Annotated in this window: 24 protein-coding genes and 1 pseudogene; 23 read left to right on the top strand and 2 right to left on the bottom strand. The window is 73.3% G+C overall.

Annotated elements, in window-relative coordinates:
* The 3 genes from AB0469_RS33105 (at position 1) to ftsH (ending at position 6,161) form a co-directional block, all read left to right on the top strand.
* A complete protein-coding gene (locus tag AB0469_RS33105) occupies positions 1-2,433 on the top strand; it encodes a [protein-PII] uridylyltransferase (RefSeq protein WP_366455167.1) in 2,433 nt (810 codons plus the stop codon).
* Positions 2,434-2,536: 103 nt separating this feature from the next.
* Complete coding sequence (gene ffh / locus AB0469_RS33110) at positions 2,537-4,111, top strand: signal recognition particle protein (RefSeq protein WP_366455169.1); 1,575 nt, start codon at positions 2,537-2,539, stop codon at positions 4,109-4,111.
* Between the two features lie 118 nt (positions 4,112-4,229).
* The gene (gene ftsH, locus AB0469_RS33115; protein ID WP_366455170.1) at positions 4,230-6,161 is read left to right on the top strand and encodes an ATP-dependent zinc metalloprotease FtsH; all 1,932 of its coding nucleotides are present in this window, start codon (positions 4,230-4,232) and stop codon (positions 6,159-6,161) included.
* A 3-nt stretch (positions 6,162-6,164) separates the two neighbouring features.
* Here ftsH and AB0469_RS33120 read toward each other — a convergent pair whose 3' ends face one another.
* Positions 6,165-6,872, bottom strand: coding sequence for a methyltransferase type 11 (locus tag AB0469_RS33120; RefSeq protein WP_366455171.1), 708 nt, complete (start codon positions 6,870-6,872; stop codon positions 6,165-6,167).
* Positions 6,873-7,003: 131 nt separating this feature from the next.
* Between AB0469_RS33120 and proS the strand changes: the two genes are divergently transcribed.
* The 18 genes and pseudogenes from proS (at position 7,004) to AB0469_RS33210 (ending at position 21,530) form a co-directional block, all read left to right on the top strand.
* Positions 7,004-8,416, top strand: a complete 1,413-nt coding sequence (gene proS, locus AB0469_RS33125) for a proline--tRNA ligase (protein WP_366455173.1) — start codon at positions 7,004-7,006, stop codon at positions 8,414-8,416.
* A gap of 203 nt (positions 8,417-8,619) precedes the next feature.
* Positions 8,620-9,216 (top strand): hypothetical protein, encoded by a 597-nt coding sequence (locus AB0469_RS33130; protein ID WP_366455174.1) that lies wholly within the window; start codon positions 8,620-8,622, stop codon positions 9,214-9,216.
* Positions 9,217-9,416: 200 nt separating this feature from the next.
* Complete coding sequence (gene rpsP / locus AB0469_RS33135) at positions 9,417-9,854, top strand: 30S ribosomal protein S16 (RefSeq protein WP_042810018.1); 438 nt, start codon at positions 9,417-9,419, stop codon at positions 9,852-9,854.
* A 2-nt stretch (positions 9,855-9,856) separates the two neighbouring features.
* Positions 9,857-10,096, top strand: coding sequence for an RNA-binding protein (locus AB0469_RS33140; RefSeq protein WP_042810017.1), 240 nt, complete (start codon positions 9,857-9,859; stop codon positions 10,094-10,096).
* 85 nt (positions 10,097-10,181) lie between these two features.
* Positions 10,182-10,757 carry a ribosome maturation factor RimM gene (gene rimM / locus AB0469_RS33145; RefSeq protein ID WP_366455175.1) on the top strand — a complete coding sequence of 192 codons (576 nt, stop codon included), beginning with the start codon at positions 10,182-10,184 and terminating at the stop codon, positions 10,755-10,757.
* Positions 10,757-11,578, top strand: a complete 822-nt coding sequence (gene trmD / locus AB0469_RS33150; RefSeq protein WP_366455176.1) for a tRNA (guanosine(37)-N1)-methyltransferase TrmD — start codon at positions 10,757-10,759, stop codon at positions 11,576-11,578. Before rimM ends, trmD begins: the two co-directional genes overlap by 1 nt.
* A 132-nt stretch (positions 11,579-11,710) precedes the next feature.
* Entirely contained in the window at positions 11,711-12,061 is a 351-nt protein-coding gene (gene rplS, locus AB0469_RS33155; protein WP_030227407.1) for a 50S ribosomal protein L19, read from the top strand.
* A gap of 44 nt (positions 12,062-12,105) precedes the next feature.
* Positions 12,106-12,849: a signal peptidase I gene (lepB, locus tag AB0469_RS33160; RefSeq protein WP_366455177.1), complete on the top strand. Its 744-nt coding sequence runs from the start codon at positions 12,106-12,108 to the stop codon at positions 12,847-12,849.
* Positions 12,842-13,958: pseudogene (gene lepB / locus AB0469_RS33165) on the top strand (signal peptidase I); the annotation flags it as partial. The gene lepB (AB0469_RS33160) and the pseudogene lepB (AB0469_RS33165), both read left to right, overlap by 8 nt.
* On the top strand, positions 13,930-14,826 hold the full coding sequence (lepB, locus tag AB0469_RS33170; RefSeq protein WP_366455178.1) for a signal peptidase I: 897 nt from the start codon (positions 13,930-13,932) through the stop codon (positions 14,824-14,826). The pseudogene lepB (AB0469_RS33165) and the gene lepB (AB0469_RS33170), both read left to right, overlap by 29 nt.
* 60 nt (positions 14,827-14,886) lie before the next feature.
* The gene (gene lepB, locus AB0469_RS33175; protein WP_366455179.1) at positions 14,887-15,648 is read left to right on the top strand and encodes a signal peptidase I; all 762 of its coding nucleotides are present in this window, start codon (positions 14,887-14,889) and stop codon (positions 15,646-15,648) included.
* Positions 15,638-16,153, top strand: coding sequence for an NUDIX hydrolase (locus AB0469_RS33180; RefSeq protein WP_366455180.1), 516 nt, complete (start codon positions 15,638-15,640; stop codon positions 16,151-16,153). Before lepB (AB0469_RS33175) ends, AB0469_RS33180 begins: the two co-directional genes overlap by 11 nt.
* Before the next feature lie 55 nt (positions 16,154-16,208).
* Positions 16,209-16,517 (top strand): DUF2469 domain-containing protein, encoded by a 309-nt coding sequence (locus AB0469_RS33185; protein ID WP_014675276.1) that lies wholly within the window; start codon positions 16,209-16,211, stop codon positions 16,515-16,517.
* A 145-nt stretch (positions 16,518-16,662) separates the two neighbouring features.
* On the top strand, positions 16,663-17,034 hold the full coding sequence (locus AB0469_RS33190; RefSeq protein WP_366455181.1) for a YraN family protein: 372 nt from the start codon (positions 16,663-16,665) through the stop codon (positions 17,032-17,034).
* Complete coding sequence (locus AB0469_RS33195) at positions 17,034-18,659, top strand: YifB family Mg chelatase-like AAA ATPase (protein ID WP_366455182.1); 1,626 nt, start codon at positions 17,034-17,036, stop codon at positions 18,657-18,659. The genes AB0469_RS33190 and AB0469_RS33195 overlap by 1 nt, the downstream gene beginning before the upstream one ends.
* Positions 18,656-19,840, top strand: a complete 1,185-nt coding sequence (dprA, locus tag AB0469_RS33200; RefSeq protein WP_366455183.1) for a DNA-processing protein DprA — start codon at positions 18,656-18,658, stop codon at positions 19,838-19,840. Before AB0469_RS33195 ends, dprA begins: the two co-directional genes overlap by 4 nt.
* A gap of 209 nt (positions 19,841-20,049) precedes the next feature.
* Positions 20,050-20,886, top strand: a complete 837-nt coding sequence (gene whiG / locus AB0469_RS33205; RefSeq protein WP_366455184.1) for an RNA polymerase sigma factor WhiG — start codon at positions 20,050-20,052, stop codon at positions 20,884-20,886.
* A gap of 80 nt (positions 20,887-20,966) precedes the next feature.
* The gene (locus AB0469_RS33210) at positions 20,967-21,530 is read left to right on the top strand and encodes a helix-turn-helix domain-containing protein (protein ID WP_366455193.1); all 564 of its coding nucleotides are present in this window, start codon (positions 20,967-20,969) and stop codon (positions 21,528-21,530) included.
* Between the two features lie 16 nt (positions 21,531-21,546).
* Here AB0469_RS33210 and AB0469_RS33215 read toward each other — a convergent pair whose 3' ends face one another.
* Complete coding sequence (locus AB0469_RS33215; protein WP_366455185.1) at positions 21,547-22,071, bottom strand: M23 family metallopeptidase; 525 nt, start codon at positions 22,069-22,071, stop codon at positions 21,547-21,549.
* Positions 22,072-22,321: 250 nt separating this feature from the next.
* Here AB0469_RS33215 and rpsB point away from each other — a divergent pair, with 250 nt between their 5' ends.
* Together rpsB and tsf are read left to right on the top strand one after the other, a co-directional pair.
* Positions 22,322-23,170, top strand: coding sequence for a 30S ribosomal protein S2 (gene rpsB / locus AB0469_RS33220; RefSeq protein WP_366455186.1), 849 nt, complete (start codon positions 22,322-22,324; stop codon positions 23,168-23,170).
* A 134-nt stretch (positions 23,171-23,304) separates the two neighbouring features.
* Entirely contained in the window at positions 23,305-24,141 is an 837-nt protein-coding gene (gene tsf / locus AB0469_RS33225; protein WP_365156616.1) for a translation elongation factor Ts, read from the top strand.
* The last annotated feature ends 5 nt before the right edge of the window (positions 24,142-24,146 follow it).

The following is a 24,146-nucleotide window of genomic DNA, read 5'->3' on the forward strand; positions in this document are numbered from 1 at the left end:
GTGACGAGCGCCGAAGCGACCACGCAGGACCCCACCGGCTCGGGACCCGGCGGCTACGCCGCGGCCCGGCTGCGACTCCTCGGGGAGGAGTCGCGGTCCGGGCCGTCACGGCGTTCCGCCCTCTCCGCCCTGACCGACCGGTGGCTGGACGACGCGTTCACGACCGCCGCGCAGGAGACCGGCGTACGGGGGGCCGCCCTGGTCGCCGTCGGCGGCTACGGCCGCGGGGAGCTCTCCCCGCGCAGCGACCTCGACCTGCTCCTGCTCCACGACGGCAAGGCCGGCCCCCGGGCGCTGGCCGCCCTCGCCGACCGCCTCTGGTACCCCGTCTGGGACCTCGGGCTGGCCCTCGACCACTCCGTGCGGACCCCCGCCGAGGCCCGCAAGGTCGCCGCCGAGGACCTCAAGGCCCACCTCGGGCTGCTCGACGCCCGGCTCGTCGCCGGCGACGCCGGACTCCTCGCCGGACTGCGCACCTCGGTGCTCGCCGACTGGCGCAACCAGGCCCCCCGGAGGCTGCCCCAGCTGCACGCCCTGTGCCGGGAGCGCGCCGAACGGGCCGGGGAGCTGCGGTTCCTGCTGGAGCCCGACCTCAAGGAGGCGCGCGGCGGGATCCGGGACGCCACCGCACTGCGGGCCGTCGCCGCCTCCTGGCTGGCCGACGCCCCGCGCGAGGGGCTCGACGGGGCCCGGCGCCGGCTGCTGGACGCGCGGGACGCCCTGCACCTGGTCACCGGCCGCGCCACCGACCGGCTGGCCCTCCAGGAACAGTCCCAGGTCGCCGCCCGGCTGGGGCTCCTCGACGCGGACGCCCTGCTGCGCGAGGTGTACGAGGCCGCCCGGGTCGTCGCCTACGCCGGTGACGTCACCTGGCGGGAGGTCGGACGGGTCCTGCGGGCCCGGGCCGCCCGGCCGCGGCTGCGCGGGCTGCTGGGCACCCGGGGCGCGGCGGCCGCCGCCGAACGGGCGCCGCTGGCCGACGGGGTCGTCGAGTCCGACGGGGAGGCCGTCCTGGCGCTCGCCGCCCGGCCCGAACGGGACCCCGTCCTGCCCCTGCGGTTCGGCGCGGCCGCCGCCCAGGCCGGGCTGCCCGTCTCGCTGCACGCCGTCCGCAGGCTCGCGGCCCAGGCCCGGCCGCTGCCCGTGCCCTGGCCCGCCGAGGCACGGGAGCAGCTGCTCACCCTGCTGGGCGCGGGGGAGCCGATGGTCGGGGTGTGGGAGGCGCTGGAGGCCGAGGGCCTGATCAGCCGGCTGCTGCCCGACTGGGAGCGGGTGCGCTGCCGCCCCCAGCACAACCCCGTCCACACCTGGACGGTGGACCGGCACCTGATCGAGACGGCCGTCCGGGCCTCGGCGCTGACCCGCCGGGTGGGCCGGCCCGACCTGCTGCTGATGGCGGCCCTCCTGCACGACATCGGCAAGGGCTGGCCCGGCGACCACTCCGTCGTCGGCGAGACCATCGCCCGCGACATGGCCGCACGGGTCGGCTTCGACGCCGAGGACACCGCCGTACTGGGCACGCTCGTACGCCACCACCTGCTGCTGGTGGACACCGCGACCCGGCGGGACCTCGACGACCCCGCCACCGTCACCGCGGTGGCGCGCGCCGTCGGCTCGACCGCCACCCTGGAGGTCCTGCACGCCCTGACCGAGGCCGACGCCCTGGCGACCGGGCCGGCCGCCTGGAGCACCTGGCGCGGCTCCCTGGTGGCCGACCTCGTGCGGCGGGTCGCCGCCGTGCTGAGCGGCGCCCCGGCGGCCGACCCGCAGCCGGAGCGGCCCACCGCGGAGCAGGAGCGCCTGGCCCTGGAGGCGCTGCGCACCGGGGAGCCGGTGCTCACCCTGCACGCCCGGCAGGAGGAGGACGACGCCGTCGGGGCCGAGCTCGCCGTGGCCGTCCCGGACCGGCCCGGGGTGCTCCCGGCCGTGGCCGGGGTGCTGGCGCTGCACCGGCTGACGGTGCGGGCGGCGGACCTGCGCTTCCTGGAGCTGCCCGACCATCTGGGCGAGGTGCTGGTGCTGCGGTGGCGGGTGGCGGCCGAGTACGGGACGCTGCCGCAGGCGGCCCGGCTGCGGACCGACCTGGTGCGGGCGCTGGACGGCTCGCTGGACGTCCCGGCCAAGCTGGCCGGCCGCGAGGCGGCGTACCCGCGCCGGCGGGGCGTGGTCCCCCCGCCGCCGCGCGTCACCGTGGTCCCGGACGTCTCCCCCCTGGCCACCGTCCTGGAGGTCCGCGCCCCCGACGCGGTGGGCCTGCTGCACCGCATCGGCCGCGCTCTGGAGGAGGGGGGCGTCCGGGTGCGCAGCGCCCACGTCTCCACGCTGGGCGCGAACGCCGTGGACACCGTCTACGTGGTCGACCCGGACGGCAAGCCCCTCCCGCCGGCGGCGGCCGCCGCCCTGGCCGCCCGGATCCAGTCGGCCCTGTCGTAGCCGCTGCGCGCGGCGGGACCCCGGCCCCGCCCCCGGGGGGTGGCGGGGCCGGATACCCTGGGGGACGACCACCACGCCCCCGACCCGAGGAATCGCGACCACCGTGTTCGATACGCTTTCCGACCGCCTCAGCGCGACCTTCAAGTCCCTCCGGGGCAAAGGCCGCCTCTCCGAGCAGGACATCGACGCTGCGGCGCGGGAAATCCGTATCGCCCTCCTCGAGGCCGACGTCGCGCTCCCGGTCGTCCGCTCCTTCATCGCGAACGTCAAGGAAAGGGCCCGCGGCGAGGAGGTCAGCAAGGCGCTGAACCCCGGCCAGCAGGTCCTCAAGATCGTCAACGACGAGCTGGTCTCCATCCTCGGCGGAGAGACCCGCCGCCTGCGGTTCGCCAAGACGGCGCCCACCGTGATCATGCTGGCCGGTCTCCAGGGTGCCGGTAAGACCACCCTCGCCGGAAAGCTCGGCCTCTGGCTCAAGGGGCAGGGCCACTCCCCGCTCCTCGTCGCCTGCGACCTCCAGCGCCCCAACGCCGTCAACCAGCTCAGCGTCGTCGCCGAGCGGGCCGGCGTGGCCGTCTACGCCCCCGCCCCCGGCAACGGCGTCGGCGACCCGGTCCAGGTCGCCAAGGACTCGATCGAGTACGCGCGCACCAAGCAGTACGACATCGTCATCGTCGACACCGCCGGCCGCCTCGGCATCGACGCCGAGCTGATGCAGCAGGCCGCGGACATCCGCGACGCCGTCAGCCCCGACGAGATCCTCTTCGTCGTCGACGCCATGATCGGCCAGGACGCGGTCAACACCGCCGAGGCCTTCCGCGACGGCGTCGGCTTCGACGGCGTCGTGCTCTCCAAGCTCGACGGCGACGCCCGCGGCGGTGCCGCGCTCTCCATCGCGCACGTCACCGGCAAGCAGATCATGTTCGCCTCGAACGGCGAGAAGCTCGACGACTTCGACGCCTTCCACCCGGACCGCATGGCGGGCCGGATCCTCGACATGGGTGACATGCTCACCCTCATCGAGCAGGCCGAGAAGACCTTCTCGCAGGCCGAGGCCGAGAAGATGGCGGCCAAGCTCGCCAAGGGCCCCAAGGAGTTCACGCTCGACGACTTCCTGGCCCAGATGGAGCAGGTCCGCAAGATGGGCTCCATCTCCAAGCTCCTCGGCATGCTGCCGGGCATGGGGCAGATCAAGGAACAGATCAACAACATCGACGAGCGCGACGTGGACCGCACCGCCGCGATCATCAAGTCGATGACCCCGGCCGAGCGCCAGGACCCGACGATCATCAACGGTTCGCGCCGCGCCCGTATCGCCAAGGGCTCCGGCGTCGAGGTCAGCGCCGTCAAGAACCTCGTCGAGCGGTTCTTCGACGCCCGCAAGATGATGTCCCGCATGGCCCAGGGCGGCGGCATGCCGGGCATGCCCGGCATCCCCGGGATGGGCGGCGGCCCCGGCCGGCAGAAGAAGCAGGTCAAGCAGGCCAAGGGCAAGCGCAAGAGCGGCAACCCGATGAAGCGCAAGGAAGAGGAGGCCGCGGCCGCGGCCCGGCGCGAGCAGGGCGGCCAGCCCGCCCTCCCCGCCGCCGGCGGCAACCCGTTCGGCCTCCCGGCGGGCGGCGGCCAGCCCGGCCAGGACTTCGACCTGCCGGACGAGTTCAAGAAGTTCATGAAGTAGCGGTCCGTACGGCGAAGGGCCCCGTGGTGCACGCACCGCGGGGCCCTTCCGCTGGGCGGGCACGGGGATGCCGCGTCGCTTAGGGTCGGCCGGGAGGACGGCATAAGGAGGCGCCCCCGTGCCCAGCCCCACCCCCGTACCGCCGCGCGACCGGGCCGACACCCCCTGGCGCTCGGAGGGCGCCCCGCCCGGCCCGCCGCCCCGCAGGAGGCCGCCCGGCGGCTGGCGCGGGCTGATCGTCGCCGCCCTGATCGTCTACCTGATCGCCAACGTCGTGCTCTCCTTCTTCAACGAGGGGGACGGGCCGACGATCTCGTACACCGAGTTCAGCAGACAGGTCGCCGACGGCAACGTCGAGAAGATCTACTCCAAGGGCGACGCCATCCAGGGCGAGCTGAAGACCAAGCAGCCCGTCCCCGGCGGCGAGGGCGACTACACCAAGTTCGTCACCCAGCGCCCCGCCTTCGCCGACGACCAGCTGTGGTCAGGCCTCACCTCCAAGGGCGTCACCGTCACCGCCTCCCCGGTGGTCGAGCAGCGCAGCTTCCTGGCCAACCTGCTGTTCTCCCTCGCCCCGATGCTGGTCCTGGTGGCCCTGTGGCTGCTCATCGCCCGCCGGATGGGCTCCGCCCTGGGCGGGCCCGGCGGCTTCGGCCGCAAGGCGCCGCCCCGGCCCGTCGAGCTGGAGGGCGCCGGACGCACCACCTTCGCGGACGTGGCCGGGATCGACGAGGTCAAGGGCGAGCTCAGCGAGGTCGTGGACTTCCTGAAGAACCCCGCGCAGTACCGCCGGCTGGGCGCCCGCATGCCCGGCGGCGTACTGCTCGCCGGCCCGCCCGGCACCGGCAAGACCCTGCTGGCACGCGCCGTCGCGGGCGAGGCCGGAGTGCCGTTCTTCTCGGCGTCCGCCTCCGAGTTCATCGAGATGATCGTCGGCGTCGGCGCCTCCCGGGTGCGCGAGCTCTTCGCCGAGGCCCGCAAGGTGGCCCCGGCGATCATCTTCATCGACGAGATCGACACCATCGGGCGGGTCCGCGGCGGCTCCGCCGCCATGGGCGGCCACGACGAGCGCGAGCAGACCCTCAACCAGATCCTCACCGAGATGGACGGCTTCTCCGGCTCCGAGGGCGTGGTCGTGGTGGCCGCCACCAACCGCGCCGACGTCCTCGACCCCGCCCTGACCCGCCCCGGCCGCTTCGACCGCGTGGTCGTCGTCGCCCCGCCCGACAAGGCCGGCCGCGAGGCGATCCTGCGCATCCACACCCGCGAGATCCCCCTCGCGTCCGGCGTGGACCTGGCCCAGGTGGCCCGCACCACCCCCGGGATGACCGGCGCCGAGCTCGCCAACCTCGCCAACGAGGCCGCCCTGCTCGCCGTCAGGCGCCGACAGGACGCGGTCACCCAGGCCGACCTCTCCGACGCCCTGGAGAAGGTCCAGCTGGGGGCCGAGCGCCCCCTGGTGATGCCGCAGGAGGAGCGCCGCCGCACGGCCTACCACGAGAGCGGCCACGCCCTGCTGGGCATGCTCCAGCCGGGCGCCGACCCCGTACGCAAGATCACCATCGTGCCGCGCGGGCGCGCGCTCGGCGTCACCCTCTCCACCCCCGACGCCGACCGCTACGCGTACACCGAGCCCTACCTGCGGGGCCGGATCATCGGCGCGCTCGGGGGCATGGCCGCCGAGCACGTCGTCTACGACGTCATCACCACGGGCGCCGAGAGCGACCTCGAACAGGTCACCAACATCGCCCGCGGCATGGTCGGCCGCTGGGGCATGAGCGAGCGCGTCGGCCGCCTGACCGCGATCCCGTCCGACGGCCAGGGCCCCTACGGCCTGACCGCCGCCCCCGCCACCCTCGACGCCGTGGACCACGAGATGCGGCGGATCGTGGACGAGTGCTACGAGGAGGCCTGCCGCCTGCTGACCGAGCACCGCCCGAAGCTCGACGCCCTGGCGGAGGCCCTCCTGGCGGCCGAGACCCTCGACGAGCACGCCGCGTACGAGGCGGCCGGCATCCCCCGGACCGCCAAGAACCACGGCACGCGCTGAGCGCTACGCCACCCGGGCGATGACGTACCGCAGGATGTTCGGCAGCCACACCGCCCCGTCGGACCGCTCGTACGGGTGAAGGGCCTCCGCCAGCTCCTTCTCCGCCAGCGCCGGGTCCGCCGCCGGGCAGGGCCCGGACCCGGTCCCCGCGACGGGGTACATCCCGGTCGACAGCAGCCCGCGCACGGCGCTGTCCGCGTCGGCGTACCCGAAGGGGCAGAACACCCGCCCCGACCCGTCCGGCACCAGCCCGGCACCCTCCACCACCGCGTCCAGGTCCCGGACCACCGGCCCGCCGCCGAGCACCGCCGGCACCGTGCACCGCTCGGCCGGACCCCAGCCCGCCAGCACCACCGCCCCGCCCCGCCGGACCGCGGGCAGGGCCGCCTCCAGGGCGCCCTCGGCGGGCGAGAAGGCCAGCAGCACGTCGTAGGGGCGGGCCGCGGGCACCGGGGGAGCGGCCACCACCTCCAGCAGCCGCTCGCGGGCCAGCGCCCGCCGGGCCGGGTCCGCCTCCACGCCCGTGGCGGCGGCGCCCCGTCCGGCGGCCAGCAGCAGGGCCAGCCCGGCCCCGCAGTCGAGCCCCAGCAGCCGGGTTCCGGGCCCGACCTCCAGCCGGTCGTAGACCGCCTCGTACAGCGGTACCAGCATCCGTTCCTGGATCTCCGCCCAGTCACGGGCGACGAGCGTCGCCGTCGGCGTCGGTGTCATCGAAAGAGCGCTCCTGATTCCGTCTCGCCCCCTTGCCCCCGTTGCCAGAGAACTCCCCATCGGCCCCCGCGTCCAGAGGAGTGCGCCACCCGATTCACGCATCCGGTGCCCGGCGCCGTACCATTCGCGCCATGGCAAAGGCACCCGTTCTCACCCCGCAGGCGGAGGATTTCCCCCGCTGGTACCAGGATCTGATCAACAAGGCCGAGCTGGCCGACAACGGTCCGGTCCGCGGCACCATGGTCATCCGACCGTACGGCTACGGCCTGTGGGAGCGGATGCAGCAGGAGATGGACGCCCGGATCAAGGAAGCCGGTGCCCAGAACGCCTACTTCCCGCTGTTCATCCCCCAGTCGTACCTGACCAGGGAGGCGGAGCACGTCGAGGGCTTCGCCCCCGAGCTCGCGGTGGTCACCCACGGCGGCGGCAAGGAGCTCGAGGAGCCGGTCGTCGTCCGGCCCACCTCCGAGACGATCATCAACGACTACTTCTCCAAGTGGGTCCAGAGCTACCGGGACCTGCCCCTGCTGATCAACCAGTGGGCCAACGTGGTCCGCTGGGAGATGCGCCCCCGCGTGTTCCTCCGGACGAGCGAGTTCCTCTGGCAGGAGGGCCACACCGCCCACGCCACGTACGAGGACGCCCGCGACTACGCCGCGCACATCCACCGGAACGTGTACGGCGACTTCATGACCAACGTGCTCGGCATCGACGTCGTGCTCGGCCGCAAGACCCCCAAGGAGCGCTTCGCCGGCGCCATCAACACCCTCACCCTCGAGGGCATGATGGGCGACGGCAAGGCCCTGCAGATGGGCACGAGCCACGAGCTCGGCACCAACTTCGCCAAGGCCTTCAACACCTCCTACCTCTCCAAGGAGGGGCAGCAGGAGCTGGTCTGGCAGACCTCGTGGGGCGTCTCGACCCGCATGGTCGGCGGTCTGATCATGTCCCACGGCGACGACAACGGCCTGCGCGTCCCGCCGCGCCTGGCGCACGTCCAGGTCGTCGTCATGGCGATCAAGGGCGACGAGGCCGTGGCCAAGGTCCGCGAGATCGGTGCGCAGCTGAAGGCCGCGGGCCTGCGCGTGCACGTCGACGACCGCGTCGACACCCCGTTCGGCCGCCGCGCCGTGGACTGGGAGCTCAAGGGCGTACCGGTCCGCATCGAGATCGGCCCCCGCGACCTGGAGAACGGCACCGCGATGCTGGCCCGCCGGATCCCCGGCGGGAAGGAGCCGGTGCAGATCGACGCGCTGGCCGACCTGCTGCCCAAGGTCCTCGACGAGGACCAGGCCCAGCTGCTGCGCGAGTCCCGCGAGCGCCGGGTGTCCCGCACGACCGACGTCGCCACCATCGAGGAGGCCGCCGAGGCCGCCCTCGCCGGCGGCTGGGCGCGGATCCCGTGGAGCGTCCTGGGCCCGGAGGGCGAGGCCAAGCTCGGCGAGCAGGCCGTGACCGTCCGCTGCCTGGTGGCCGAGGACGGGTCGGTTCCGGAGGCGGACGACGCCCCCGGTACCCTCGCGATCGTCGCGCGCTCGTACTGAGCCCCAGCTTCCACGCCCCCGGCGCGCGGCTTCGGCCGCACGCCGGGGGCTGATTTTTTTGGTCGGCGTTACGTACCGACTCCTCCTGGGATCGGCGCACCCGTCCTCGTCGGGACGCATGAGACTGAACTGACTGGTACGTGCAAAAAATTTGGAATGGCCCGGAATCGGAACACCGGGGCACCCCGGCTCGTTGTCACGACGTGAGCACGACACCACCTGTTCTCGCCGCAGAGCTGGCGCAGGCGTGGGCCGACATTCAGCGGTACCACCCCGAGCTGCCTGACCTTGCCGCGCCCGAGTCCCTGATCGGAGAGTCCTCGTCCGCCTGTGGCGCCGAACTCTCCTTCGAGCGACTGCTGCACGAGGCAGTCCACGGCATCGCGGCCGCCCGCGGAGTCCGTGACACCTCGCGAGCGGGCCGCTACCACAACCGCAGATTCCTCGCGATCGCCGAGGAGATGGGGCTGGACCACTCCGAGGAGCCGCACGCCAGCAGCGGGTTCTCCCTGGTCTTCCTCAACCCCGAGGCCAAGAAGCGCTACCGGCCCACGATCGAGCGGCTCCAGCGCGCCCTCAAGGCGCACACGGCCGCCACGGCCGCCGACACCAAGCGCAGCTTCCGCGGTCCGGCTGCCCGGCACGGCTCCTCGGGCGGCGGCGTGCGGGTCAAGGCGGTCTGCGACTGCGGGCGCAACGTACGGGTCGTGCCCTCCGTGCTGGCCCAGGCGCCGATCGTCTGCGGCGGCTGCATGAAGCCGTTCCGCATCCCCGAGGTCGCCACCGCGGCGGCGTCCTGACGCGGCGCCCCGGCGGGCGGTGTGGTGATCCTCCCCGCTCGGAGGCGCCGCGGGCATGTGGCACAATGGGCAGCTGTACTCGACAGCCGCACAGGACCCCTCTCTCCTCCGGCTGACGCGTCCATCGGGCACCCGAGTACCGCAACCCCACGTGGCATCTCAAGTGCCCAACCACGTCAAGTTCAGGAGACACCACTCCAGTGGCAGTCAAGATCAAGCTCAAGCGCCTCGGTAAGATCCGCTCCCCGCACTACCGCATCGTCGTCGCCGACGCCCGCACCCGCCGGGACGGCCGCGCGATCGAGGAGATCGGCATCTACCAGCCGACGTACAACCCCTCGCGCATCGAGGTCAACGCCGAGCGCGCGCAGTACTGGCTGTCCGTGGGCGCCCAGCCCACCGACGCCGTTCTCGCCATTCTGAAGCTCACCGGTGACTGGCAGGCGCACAAGGGCCTCCCGGCCCCCGCGCCGCTGCTGCAGCCGGCGACGAAGGAAGACAAGCGTCGCTCCTTCGACGAGTTCGCCAAGGCCCTCGAGGGCATCGGCGAGGCCAAGGGCGAGGCCATCACGCAGAAGAAGAAGGCCGACAAGAAGGCGGACGAGGCTGACGCCGCCGCCGAGTCGACCGAGGCCTGATCATGCTCGAGGAGGCTCTTGAGCACCTCGTAAAGGGCATTGTGGACAACCCCGACGACGTGCAGGTCGCCTCGCGCAACCTGCGCCGCGGGCAGGTGCTCGAGGTCCGGGTGCACCCCGAGGACCTCGGGAAGGTGATCGGCCGCAACGGCCGCACCGCACGTGCGCTGCGTACCGTCGTGGGCGCCATCGGCGGGCGGGGGATCCGCGTCGACCTCGTCGACGTGGACCAGGTCCGCTGAGCAGTTGAATCACCGGCACGGGCCGGGGAGGGCACACGTGCCCGCCCCGGCCCGTCGTCGTCTGAACAGGAGAGGCACAAACACAGTGGAGCTGGTAGTCGCGCGGATCGGCCGCGCCCACGGCATCAAGGGTGAGATCACCGTCGAGGTGCGCACGGACGAGCCCGAGCTGCGGCTCAGCCCCGGTGCCGTGCTCCGCACCGACCCGGCGTCGGCGGGCCCGCTGACCATCGAGGCGGGCCGGGTGCACAGCGGCCGGCTCCTGCTGCGCTTCGCGGGGGTCAAGGACCGCACCGCCGCCGAGGCGCTGCGCAACACCCTCCTCATCGCGGACGTGGACCCCGCGGAGCTGCCGGAGGAGGAGGACGAGTACTACGACCACCAGCTGATGGACCTGGACGTGGTGCTGGAGGACGGCACCGAGATCGGCCGGATCACCGAGATCTCCCACCTCCCCTCGCAGGACCTGTTCATCGTCGAGCGCCCGGACGGATCCGAGGTGATGATCCCCTTCGTCGAGGAGATCGTCGCCGAGATCGACCTGGAGGAGCAGCGCTGCGTCATCACCCCGCCGCCGGGGCTGATCGACGACCGCGCCGAGATCGCCTCCGCCCGTGACGCGGAGGCCGCCGAGGCCGCGAAGCCCGGGGACGACGCCTGATGCGGCTCGACGTCGTCACGATCTTCCCGGAGTACCTGGAGCCCCTGAACGTCTCCCTCGTCGGCAAGGCGCGGGCCCGCGGGCAGCTCGACGTCCACGTGCACGACCTGCGGGACTGGACGTACGACCGGCACAACACGGTCGACGACACCCCGTACGGCGGCGGCCCCGGCATGGTGATGAAGACCGAGCCGTGGGGCGAGGCCCTGGACGCGGCCCTGGCGGACGGCTACGAGTCCGGCGCCCACGGCCCGGTCGTGGTCGTGCCCACCCCCAGCGGCCGGCCCTTCACCCAGGAACTGGCCGTCGAGCTCTCCGAGCGCCCGTGGCTGATCTTCACCCCGGCCCGGTACGAGGGCATCGACCGCCGCGTCATCGACGAGTACGCCACGCGCATGCCGGTGTACGAGGTCTCCATCGGCGACTACGTCCTGGCGGGCGGCGAGGCGGCCGTCCTGGTCGTCACGGAGGCGGTCGCCCGGCTGCTGCCCGGGGTGCTGGGCAACGCCGAATCGCACCGCGACGACTCCTTCGCCCCCGGCGAGATGGCCAACCTGCTGGAGGGCCCCGTCTACACCAAGCCCCCGCAGTGGCGCGGGCGGGAGATCCCCGAGGTGCTGCTCAGCGGCCACCACGGGAAGATCGCCCGCTGGCGCCGGGACGAGGCCTTCCGCCGCACCGCGCAGAACCGCCCCGACCTGATCGAGCGCTGCGAGGCCTCCGCCTTCGACAAGAAGGACCGGGAGATCCTGAGCATCCTGGGCTGGAAACCGTCCGGAGACGGCCGATTTTGGCGCAGGCCGGAGGCCGTGGAAGAATAGGCGGCTGCTGTGTGCTCGCGTACGCCCCTGCCACAGGGGGATCGTCGTCCGCCGGGTGACACGGCTCTCGAATTCTCTACGGAAACCCGCACCGGCGACCTGTGGCGTCGTGCGAAGAAAGCAGACGAACTCATGTCTCACCTGCTCGATGGCGTCAACGCCGCCTCCCTGCGTACGGACGTCCCGGCCTTCCGCCCGGGTGACACGATCAACGTGCACGTCCGCGTGATCGAGGGCAACCGCTCCCGTATCCAGCAGTTCAAGGGTGTTGTCATCCGCCGCCAGGGCTCCGGCGTCTCGGAGACCTTCACGGTCCGCAAGGTCTCCTTCAGCGTCGGCGTGGAGCGTACCTTCCCGGTCCACTCCCCGATCTTCGAGAAGATCGAGCTCGTCACCCGCGGTGACGTGCGTCGCGCCAAGCTGTACTTCCTCCGTGAGCTCCGCGGCAAGGCCGCGAAGATCAAGGAGAAGCGCGACCGCTGATCTCCTCTCCGGGTCCCGGGGACGGCCGGATAGGCTCGCCCCCGATGGACACCGAAGCAGAGCTCACACAGCGCGGCCACTCCTCCCCCGAGCAGGGGGAGGGGCGGTCGCGCTTCGCGTTTTCCAGGACGCGCGGCGCCTCCGGCCCCTGGCGGCGGGCCGGGGTGCTGGGCGTGGTCTGCACGGTCTTCCTGCTGCTGGTCAGCAATTTCGTGGTCCAGCCCTTCCTGATCCCCAGCCGGTCCATGGAGCCGACCCTGCGGGTCGGCGACCGGCTCCTGGTGAACAAGCTGGCGTACCGTTTCGGCTCGACGCCGAAACGGGGGGACGTGGTGGTCTTCGACGGCACCGGGTCCTTCGTACGGGAGCCCGCCCGCGGCAACCCGGTCGGCGACGCCGTGCACGGCGTCGCTTCGGCGCTGGGGCTGGCGGAGCCCTCGGACACCGACTTCGTGAAGCGGGTCGTGGGCGTCGGAGGGGATGACGTGGTGTGCTGTGACGCGGGCGGCCGGATCCGGGTCAACGGGGTCGCCGTGGACGAGCCGTACCTGTATCCCGGGGACACCCCCTCGAGCGTGCCCTTCCGGATCGTCGTCCCGCTGGGGACCCTGTGGGTCATGGGCGACCACCGCTCCCAGTCCCGGGACTCGCGGGACCACCTGGGGGAGCCGGGCGGGGGGATGGTGCCGGTGGAGAAGGTGATCGGGCGGGCCGACTGGATCGGCTGGCCGCCGTCCCGCTGGGACGGACTGTCCGCGGCGGCCGCGGCCGGGGGCCCGCATGGGTAGCCGGGGGCGGCCGCGGGGCGGCCGGGAGCGGGAGCAGCGCCCGGAGCCGGGGCCCGCGCGCGGGACCGGGGCGGGGGCGCGGCCGCAGTCGGGTTCCCGGTCCGGTGCACGGCCGGGTGCCCAGGCCGACCCCGGTCCCGGGGCCGGTTCCCCGGCCGGGGCCGAGCCGCCGGCGGATCCGGCGGAGGGCGGGGGGCGGGCCCAGCGGCGCCGGATGGCGCGCAAGGTGCGCAGGCGTCGGCGCACCCGGCGGGTGGGCGAACTGCCGCTGCTGGTGGCGGTGGCCCTGTGCATAGCCCTGGTCCTCAAGACCTTCCTCGTCCAGGCGTTCTTCATCCCGTCCGGTTCGATGGAGCAGACGATCCGGATCGGCGACCGGGTGCTGGTGGACAAGCTGACCCCCTGGTTCGGCTCCAAGGTCGAGCGGGGGGACGTCGTCGTCTTCAAGGACCCCGGAGGCTGGCTCAAGGGCGAGGCGGCCCGGCCGGCCCAGGACCCGGCGGGCCTGAAGCAGATCAAGCAGACCCTGACCTTCATCGGCCTGCTGCCCTCGGCCGACGAGCAGGATCTGATCAAGCGGGTCATCGGCATCGGCGGCGACACCGTGGCGTGCTGCGACAACCGGGGACGGGTGACCGTCAACGGCAGGCCGCTCGATGAGCCTTACGTGTCACCCGGGAACTCCCCCTCCGACATCCCCTTCGAGGTGCACGTACCCGCCGGGCGGCTCTTCGTGATGGGCGACCACCGCGCCAACTCGGCCGATTCCCGCTACCACCTCGACGAGGCGTTCGACGGCACCATCGACGAGAAGGGCGTGGTGGGACAGGCCGTGGTGATCGCCTGGCCGTTCGACCACTGGCGCCGGCTGGAGCAGCCCGCGACCTTCCTCGACGTTCCGGATCCCGTCCGCGCCGGGCGGCGCCGGCGGCCCGGCGGACGCCGTCGGGGCACCGCGTTCGCATAGTGTGTTCCCGGTCTCCCGCGCCTTAGGGAACTCCCGCTCGTTAAGGGAGGGGAGGGCCCGCTCCTGTTCCGGTGCGGGCGGTGGTTTCCGAGTGAGGAGTGGATGTGGGGGATGTGGCGGTAGGCGCTCGATCCGGACGCGATGAGGGCGAGGAGCGGCCGGACGATGCCGTCACGCACGAGACCGACGAGGCGGGTGCGGAGGCGAAGCAGCACCGCTCCTTCTGGAAGGAGCTCCCGCTCCTCATCGGCATCGCCCTGGTGCTGGCCCTGCTGATCAAGACCTTCCTGGTCCAGGCGTTCTCGATCCCGTCCGACTCGATGCAGAACACCCTGCAGCGCGGTGACCGGGTGCTCGTGGACAAGCTGACCCCGTGGTTCGGCTCGGAGCCCGAGCGCGGCGAGGTCGTCGTGTTCCACGACCCGGCGCACTGGCTGGAGGGGGAGCCCACCCCCGAGCCCAACGTCGTGCAGAAGGTCCTCAGCTGGATCGGCCTGATGCCGTCCGCCGAGGAGAAGGACCTGATCAAGCGGACCATCGCCATCGGCGGGGACACCGTGGAGTGCAAGCGGGGCGGCCCGGTCGTCGTCAACGGCAAGGCGCTGGACGAGCCGTACATCTACCCCGGCAACACCCCCTGTGACGACGCGCCGTTCGGGCCGATCACCGTGCCCAAGGGCAAGATCTGGGTGATGGGCGACCACCGCCAGAACTCCCAGGACTCCCGCTACCACATGCAGGACTCCACCCAGGGCTTCGTGCCGGTCAGCGACGTCGTCGGACGGGCCGTGGTCGTCGCCTGGCCGGTCACCCGCTGGGCCACGCTGCCGGTCCCGGACACCTTCGACCAGAAGGGCATCGACAAGCAGCTCCCCGCGCCCCTGCACTCGCCGCAGGCCGCCGGCGTCGGCGTGGCCGACGTCAACTCGGCCGCCCTGGGCCTCGTGGGCGCCGTGCCCCTCGTCCTGTGGCGCCGGCGGAGGCTGACCAAGGGGCGTACCGCCCGGTAGGGTGCCGCCCAGGCCGGACACCGCCGGGTGGCGGCCATCTCCGGGTATGGGGGCGCACCAATGGGCGGAACGCAGGCAATACGCGCGAGCGCGAGAGATGGCCGCGGCGGCCTCGGCAACACATTGTCGGGCATCGCCGTGGCCATCGGCTTCGCGCTCTTCCTCGGCGGCTTCGTCTGGGGGGCGCTGGTGTACCAGCCCTACACGGTGCCGACGAACTCCATGGTCCCCACCGTGCAGCCGGGTGACCGCGTGCTGGCGCAGCGGATCGGCGGCGGCGAGGTGCGCCGCGGCGACGTGGTCGTCTTCAAGGACGCCCAGTGGAGCGACTCGCCCATGGTCAAGCGCGTCGTGGCCGTCGGCGGCGACACCGTCTCCTGCTGCGGCCAGGGCGGGAGGCTGACCGTGAACGGAAAGCCGCTCGAGGAGCCCTACGTGGACCAGGCCGGGCGCGACGCGCTGGCCGCGGGGACGACCTCCTTCGAGGTGACCGTGCCCGAGGGCAACCTCTTCCTCATGGGCGACCGGCGCTCCGGCTCCCTCGACTCGCGGGCGCACCTCCAGGACGCCGGCCAGGGCACGGTCCCCCGCTCGGCGGTCGTCGCCCGCGTCGACGCGCTGGCCTGGCCGAACTCGGGGATGCTGGAGCGCCCCCGGGTGTTCGCGGCCCTTCCCGGCGGGATCTCGCAGCCCGGACCGCTGCGGCTCCAGGTGGCCGCGGTGCTGGGCGGAGCGGCCCTGGTGGTGCTGGGGGCCGCATACGGGCCGGTCGCCCGGGTCCTGGGACGCGGACGGGCTCGGGGGCGCTCCGGTGGACGCTGAGCGGGCCCGGGAGCCGGGCGCGCGGCGGCCCCGGAAGGTGTCCCGGGTGGTCCTGCTGGACCCGGAGGACCGGATCCTGCTGCTGCACGGCTTCGAACCGGACGACCCCGCCGACCACTGGTGGTTCACCCCGGGCGGCGGGCTGGAGGGCGACGAGACCCGCGAACAGGCCGCGCTGCGGGAACTCGCGGAGGAGACGGGGATCACCGAGGTGGAGCTGGGGCCGGTGCTGTGGCACCGCTACTGCTCCTTCCCCTTCGACGGCCTGCGCTGGGAGCAGGACGAGTGGTACTTCCTGGCCCGGACCTCGCAGACCGCGACCGCGCTGGACGGGCTGACCCCGCTGGAGCGGCGCAGCGTCACGGGGGCGAGATGGTGGACCTCCGAGGAACTGCTCGCGGCCCGTGAGACGGTGTACCCGACCAAGCTCGCAGGGCTGCTGAGGACGCTGCTCGACGACGGTCCCCCGGACGCTCCGGTGGTCCTGCCCCCGGAAATCGTTTAGGGGCGCACGGCGCTGGCGCACAATAGGGGGACGCACGGCTGAAGGGGAACATGCCATGAGCGCCGAGGACCTCGAGAAGTACGAGACCGAGATGGAGCTGAAGCTCTATCGGGAGTACCGCGACGTCGTCGGGCTGTTCAAGTACGTGATCGAGACCGAACGCCGTTTCTACCTCACCAACGACTACGAGATGCAGGTGCACTCGGTCCAGGGGGAGGTGTTCTTCGAGGTCACGATGGCCGATGCCTGGGTCTGGGACATGTACCGGCCCGCCCGCTTCGTCAAGCAGGTGCGGGTGCTGACCTTCAAGGACGTGAACATCGAGGAGCTCAACAAGAGCGACCTCGAACTCCCGGGCGGCTGAGCCGGCCGGGCTCCCCCCGGGCCCGCCGCCGGGCTCCCCGGCTCACCCGCACGGGTGAGCCGGCCGTCCACAGCGCCAGGGTTGTCCACCAAGATCCACTCGATGGGCCGGTCCGCGGGATCGTCGGTGCCGGAGGTGGTGCCGGATGGACGCGAAGGGTGTGGCACGGCAGGCGTTGGGCCGGTACGGCGAGGAGCTCGCCGTACGGCGGCTCACCGAGTCGGGGATGACGGTGATCGCCCGGAACTGGCGGTGCCGGGGCGGGGAGATCGACATCGTCGCGCGGGACGGGGACGCCCTCGTCGTGTGCGAGGTCAAGACGCGGCGCACGGGGGACTTCGAGCACCCCATGGCCGCGGTCCGGGCCGGGAAGGCCGACCGGCTGCGCTGGCTGGCCGGGCGCTGGCTCGCCGACCACGGGGGACCGCCCCCGGGCGGGGTGCGCATCGACCTGGTCGGGGTCCTGCTGCCCCGGCGCGGCGCGCCCGTCGTCGAGCACGTCCGGGGGGTGGCGTGATGGGGTTCGCGCGGGCCTGCTCGGTGGCCCTGGTGGGCGTCGAGGGCGTCGTGGTGGAGGTCCAGGCGGACCTGGAGCCGGGGGTGGCGGCCTTCACCCTGGTGGGCCTGCCCGACAAGACCCTGATCGAGAGCCGGGACCGGGTACGGGCGGCGGTGGTGAACTCCGGCGCCCCCTGGCCGCAGAAGAAGCTCACGGTCGGACTCAGCCCGGCCTCCGTGCCGAAATCCGGCGCCCATTTCGACCTGGCCGTCGCGGCGGCCGTCCTGGGGGCCGCCGAGGTCGTCGACCCCGGGGCGATCGCCGACCTGGTGCTCATCGGGGAGCTGGGACTGGACGGCCGGGTGCGCCCGGTCCGCGGGATCCTGCCGGCCGTGCTCGCCGCCGCCGGGGCGGGGTACCGGCAGGTGGTGGTGCCGCAGCAGTGCGCCGCCGAGGCCTCCCTGGTCCCGGAGGTGGCGGTGCTGGGCGTGCGCAGCCTGCGGCAGCTGATCGCCGTCCTGACCGACGCACCGGTCCCCGAGGAGGACCCGCCGGACGGGGAGGGCCGCCCGGACCCGATGCTCGCCGGGCTGCTCCTGCCGGGCGCCGGACTCGGCACGGGCCTGGCCCGGGGCGGGGCGCAGGCCCCGGACGTCCCCGACCTCGCCGACGTCGCCGGGCAGCACGGTGCCCGCCGGGCCCTGGAGGTGGCCGCCTCCGGGGGACACCACCTCTTCCTCAACGGTCCCCCGGGCGCAGGCAAGACCATGCTCGCCGAGCGGCTGCCCTGGATCCTGCCGCCGCTCACCCGACAGGACTCCCTGGAGGTGACGGCCGTCCACTCGGTCGCGGGAATCCTCCCGCCCGGCGAACCGCTGGTCTCCCGGCCCCCGTACTGCGCGCCGCACCACTCGGCGACCATGCAGTCACTGGTGGGCGGCGGGGCCGGGATCCCCAGGCCCGGGGCGGTCTCCCTGGCTCACAAAGGCGTGCTCTTCCTGGACGAGGCCGCGGAGTTCAGCGGGAAGGTGCTGGACGCCCTGCGCCAGCCCCTGGAAGCCGGGCACGTGGTCATCGCCAGGGCCGCCGGGGTGGTACGGCTGCCCGCCCGCTTCCTGATGGTCCTCGCGGCCAACCCCTGTCCCTGCGGACGGCACACCCTGACCGGGCCCGGGTGCGAATGCCCCTCCCCGGTGATCCGGCGCTACCAGGCCCGGCTGTCGGGCCCGCTGCTCGACCGGGTCGACCTGAGGGTGGAGGTGGAACCGGTCACCCGCTCCGACCTGCTCGGCCGGGGCGGCCGGGGAGAGACCACGCGGGCCGTCGCCGACCGGGTGCGGGAGGCCCGGGAGCGGGCCGCCGCCCGGTACGAGGGCACCCCCTGGCGGCTCAACGCCGAGGTCCCCGGGCACGAGCTGCGCACCCGGTGGCCGGCCGGCCCCGGAGCCCTGGGGCAGGCCGAGCGGGAGATGGAGCGCGGGCTGCTCACGGCCCGGGGGCTGGACCGGGTGCTGCGGGTCGCCTGGACCGTCGCCGATCTGCGCGGCCGCGACCGCCCCGAGGCGCTGGACGCGGCCGTCGCGCTGGAACTGCGCACCGGGATCGCCCGCGGGGCGGCGCAGGTCCTGGGGGCGGGGTCGTGAGCGCCGCCGGCCGGGCGGATCCGGAGTTCCTGGCCCGGGCGGCGCTCACCCGGGTCCTGGAGCCCGGGGACGAGCACGGCGGGCGCTGGCTGCGGGAGTTCGGCCCCGTCGCGCTGATGGGGCTCCTGACCGGGACCGCCGGCGCGGAGCCCGGCCCGCTGACGGGGGTGGGCCCCGAGCGGCTCGCCGGGTACCGCCGGCGGGCGGCGCTGGCGGATCCCGGGCAGGACCTGGAGCGGGCGGCCGCGGAGGGCGTCCGGTTCGTCTGCCCGGGAGCGGCGGAGTGGCCGACCCAGCTCGACGACCTCGGCGACGCCCGGCCCGTGGGGCTCTGGCTGCGGGGCCGGCCGAACCTGCGGACCTGGGCCCTGCGCTCCGTCGCCGTGGTCGGCGCCCGCGCCTGCACCCCGTACGGGGCCCACATGGCGCAGACCCTGGCCGCCGGGCTCGCCGAGCGGGGCTGGGTGGTGGTCTCCGGGGCGGCGTACGGGATCGACGGCGCCGCCCACCGCGGGGCCCTCGCCTCCGGCGGCGCCACGGCCGCGGTCCTGGCCTGCGGAGTGGACACGGCCTACCCGCGCGGCCACGCCGGGCTGCTCGGCCGGATCACCCGCCAGGGACTGGTGCTGGGCGAACTCCCGCCCGGCAGCCATCCCACGCCCAGCCGGTTCGTCCTGCGCAACCGGGTCATCGCCGCCCTCACCCGGGGCACGGTGGTCGTGGAGGCCGCGCAGCGCAGCGGCTCCCTCGTGACCGCCCGCCGGGCCCAGCAGCTGGGCCGCCTCACCATGGGGGTCCCCGGGCCCGCCACCAGCGGCCTCTCCGCCGGGGTGCACGAGCTGCTGAGGGGCGAGGCGTTCCTGGTCACCGACGCCGCCGAGGTCGTCGAGCTGGTCGGCGCCATGGGCGAGCTGGCGCCCGTCCGGCGCGGGCCCGTCCTCCCCCGCGATCTCCTGGACCCGGGGGCCGCGCGGGTGCTCGAAGCGCTCCCCGCCGGCCGGCCCGCCGACGTGGACGAGCTCTCCCTCGCCGCGGGCACCGGTACCGATGAAGTCATCGGCAGACTGTACGAACTTCACTCTCTGGGGTTCGTCGAACGGCAGGGCGACGCCTGGCGGTTGACCCGTCGCCGGCCCGAGGGGGAGGGGGAATCCGGAGCCGCCCGGCGAGGCGGTCGTTGACCTGGGGCGTTCCGGTGAAAGAGTGAAGGCGATGAGAGACGCGGTCTTCCCCGAGGCGGCCGCCCGGGCCGTGCGCGAGGCGCCGGTACCGGGCCGCCCGCGCGGGTCCGGGCGCCCCTGCGGCCCTGCGCCATCCCGTACTCTTCGCGCACCGCGACACTTCCGTCACGCTACGCTCCCAAGGAATCCCGCTCCGGCAAAGGCGAAGCATGCCCCAGCACACCTCAGGGTCCGACCGCGCTTCGGTGCCACCCGCTGCCCGTGGCAGCGTGCGGTCCGCCGAGCCCTCGTCCCTGGAGCTGCTCTGGCGCTCATACAAGGACTCCGGTGACGAGCGGCTGCGGGAGCAGCTGATCCTGCACTACTCGCCGCTGGTCAAGTACGTGGCGGGCCGGGTCAGCGTCGGCCTCCCGCCCAACGTGGAGCAGGCCGACTTCGTCTCCTCGGGGGTCTTCGGGCTGATCGACGCGATCGAGAAGTTCGACATCGACCGGTCCATCAAGTTCGAGACGTACGCGATCACCCGGATCCGCGGCGCGATGATCGACGAGCTGCGGGCGCTGGACTGGATCCCGCGCTCCGTCCGCCAGAAGGCCCGCGCCGTGGAGCGCGCCTACGCCACCCTGGAGGCGCAGCTGCGGCGCACCCCGACCGAGGGCGAGGTCGCGGGGGAGATGGGCATCGGGGTCGAGGAACTCCACACCGTCTTCAGCCAGTTGTCCCTGGCCAACGTGGTCGCCCTGGAGGAGCTGCTGCACGTCGGCGGCGAGGGCGGCGACCGCCTGTCCCTGATGGACACCCTGGAGGACACCGCCGCCGACGACCCGGTGGAGGTGGCCGAGGACCGGGAGCTGCGCCGGCTCCTCGCCCGGGCCGTCAACACCCTCCCGGAGCGGGAGAAGACGGTCGTGACCCTGTACTACTACGAGGGCCTCACCCTCGCCGAGATCGGCCACGTCCTGGGTGTGACCGAGAGCCGGGTCAGCCAGATCCACACCAAGTCCGTGCTCCAGCTGCGCGCCAAACTCGCGGACGTCGGCCGCTGACCCGCCCCCCGCCGGAGCGGCCGGTGGAGCTTGCGCACGCTCCGTACAGTGGTGACGTGCCCAGGATTCGAGCGGCCTCCGTGGCCGAGCACCGGTCGATGCAGCGCGGCGCCCTGTTGGACGCGGCGCGCTCCCTGCTGTCGGAAGGCGGGACCGAGGCCCTGACCTTCCCCGCCCTCGCGGAGCGGACGGGCCTCGCCCGGTCCTCCGTGTACGAGTACTTCAAGTCGCGCGCGGCCGTCGTCGAAGAGCTGTGCGCGGTGGACTTCCCCGTCTGGGCCGCCGAGATCGAGGCGGCGATGGCGGCCGCGCCGACCCCCGCCGCCAAGATCGAGGCGTACGTGCGCAGCCAGCTGGACCTGGTGGGCGACCGCCGCCACCGTGCGGTGGTGGCCATCTCCGCCGGCGAGCTGGACGCGGGCGCGCGGGAGAAGATCCGCGCCGCGCACGGCGGCCTGGTCGCGATGATCGTCGAGGCGCTGGAGTCCCTCGGGCAGCCGGAGCCCCGGCTGGCCGCGATGCTGCTCCAGGGGGTCGTGGACGCGGCGGCCCGCCGGATCGAGCTCGGCGCCGCCGAGGACCCGGCCGTGATCACCGCCACCGCCGTCGGCATGGCCCTGCACGGCATCAGCGGCCCGTTCTGATCCGCGGGGGACGGGCTCAGCCCGGCCGGTCCGGGTCCGGGGCGGACGGCAGCAGCCGGGGCGTGGGCGCCGGGAGCAGCGCCAGCGGGTCGCGGTAGGCGTCCTCGGCCGCCAGGAGGCCCCAGTGCAGGCAGGGCCCCGGGCAGTGGGCGCCCTCCGTCAGCACCGCCACCACCTGGCCCGCCGTGACCGCCTCCCCTTCCGCGACCAGCGGCCGCACCGGCTCGTACGTGGTCCGCAGCCCGCCCGGGAGGGTGAGCGACAGCACGCCCCTCCCCGCGATCCGCCCCGCGTAGTGGACCCGCCCCGGCGCGACGGCCCGTACCTCCGCCCCCGCCGGTGCCGACAGGTCCACCCCGCGGTGCCCCGCCGCGTAGGGGGTCGGGGGCGGGTCCCACCACCGGGCCACGGCGAGCGGCGCCGGCAGCGGCCGGACCGCGGTGAGGGCGGTCGAGGCACCCTCGGCGGGGGCGGCGGCGGGACCCGGCACCAGGGCCCGGGACAGGGCGAACAGCAGGCTGAGCAGCAGTGTCGTCGTCATGCGCCCAGCTTCCCGCGCGGGCGCCCCGGCCCGCCCGCGCCTGTGGACGGGCGAAAGGGTGTGGACAAGGGCGTCACCCGGCATACCGCCGGGTCCCGTACACTTCTTGTGGCGATCCGGGTCACCGGGTCGACTTCGCACGCCCCAGCGCCGACCGGTTCCGGTCGGATGAAAGCGTCTCTCGGTCCCTCCAGGGGCAGGGCGCGGCGGGGCGTCAGGAACCAAAAACCGAGAAACCAAGGAGATGGCCATGGCCGTCGTAACGATGCGGGAGCTGCTGGAGAGCGGCGTCCACTTCGGTCACCAGACCCGTCGCTGGAACCCGAAGATGAAGCGCTTCATCTTCACCGAGCGCAACGGCATCTACATCATCGACCTGCTCCAGTCGCTGTCGTACATCGACCGCGCCTACGAGTTCGTGAAGGAGACCGTCGCGCACGGCGGTTCCATCATGTTCGTCGGTACGAAGAAGCAGGCGCAGGAGGCCATCGCCGAGCAGGCGACCCGCGTCGGCATGCCGTACGTCAACCAGCGCTGGCTGGGTGGCATGCTCACCAACTTCTCCACCGTCTACAAGCGCCTTCAGCGTCTGAAGGAGCTCGAGGCGATCGACTTCGAGGACGTCGCGGCCTCGGGTCTCACCAAGAAGGAGCTCCTGGTCCTCTCCCGCGAGAAGGCCAAGCTGGAGAAGACCCTCGGTGGTATCCGCGAGATGTCGAAGGTTCCCAGCGCCGTCTGGATCGTCGACACCAAGAAGGAGCACATCGCCGTCGGTGAGGCGCGCAAGCTGCACATCCCGGTCGTCGCGATCCTCGACACCAACTGCGACCCCGACGAGGTCGACTACAAGATCCCGGGCAACGACGACGCCATCCGCTCCGTCACCCTGCTCACCCGCGTGATCGCCGACGCCGTCGCCGAGGGCCTCATCGCCCGCTCCGGTGCCGCGACCGGTGACTCGAAGCCGGGCGAGAAGGCCGCCGCCGAGCCGCTCGCCGAGTGGGAGCGCGACCTCCTCGAGGGCGAGAAGAAGGCTGACGCCGAGGCCCCCGCGGCCGAGGCCCCGGCTGCCGAGGCTCCGGCCGCCGAGCAGGCCTGACCCACTGAGAGCGCCCGGCGTTCATCCGCCGGGCACTCGCAGCACGGACGATGACGGCGGGGGAGCCGCGCCACGAGCGCGCTCCTCCGCCGTTCACCCGTAGATCTACGACTTCGAGAGAGAATCACAGACTCATGGCGAACTACACCGCCGCTGACGTCAAGAAGCTCCGCGAGCTCACCGGCGCCGGCATGCTGGACTGCAAGAACGCGCTCGTCGAGGCCGACGGCGACGTCACCAAGGCCAACGAGATCCTGCGCGTCAAGGGCCTGAAGGGCGTCGCCAAGCGCGAGGGCCGTTCTGCCGAGAACGGTGCCGTCACCTCCCTGATCTCCGGCGACGCCACCTCCGGTGTGCTCGTCGAGCTCAAGTGCGAGACCGACTTCGTGGCCAAGAGCCCGAAGTTCCTGGCCGTCGCCGACCAGCTCGCCGCCCACGTGGCCGCCACCAAGCCCGCCGACATCGAGGCGCTGCTCGCGTCCGAGATCGAGGCCGGCAAGACCGTCCAGGCGTTCGTGGACGAGGCCAACGCCAACCTCGGCGAGAAGATCGTCCTGGACCGCTTCGCGGCGTACGAGGGTGCCTTCGTGGCCTCCTACATGCACCGCACCATGCCCGACCTGCCCCCGCAGATCGGTGTCCTGGTCGAGCTGGACAAGGCCGACGCCGACCTGGCCAAGGGCATCGCCCAGCACATCGCCGCCTTCGCGCCGAAGTACCTCACCGCCGAGGACGTCCCGGCCGAGATCGTCGAGTCCGAGCGCCGCGTCGCCGAGGAGACCACCCGCGCCGAGGGCAAGCCCGAGGCCGCGATCGCCAAGATCGTCGAGGGTCGCGTGAACGGCTTCTTCAAGGACGCCACGCTGCTCGGCCAGCCGTACGCGCTGGACAACAAGAAGTCCGTCCAGAAGGTTCTGGACGAGGCCGGTGTCACCCTGAAGCGCTTCGCCCGCATCAAGGTCGGCATCTGAGTCCG

Source organism: Streptomyces sp. NPDC093801 (assembly GCF_040701585.1).
In the GTDB taxonomy this organism is placed as follows: domain Bacteria; phylum Actinomycetota; class Actinomycetes; order Streptomycetales; family Streptomycetaceae; genus Streptomyces.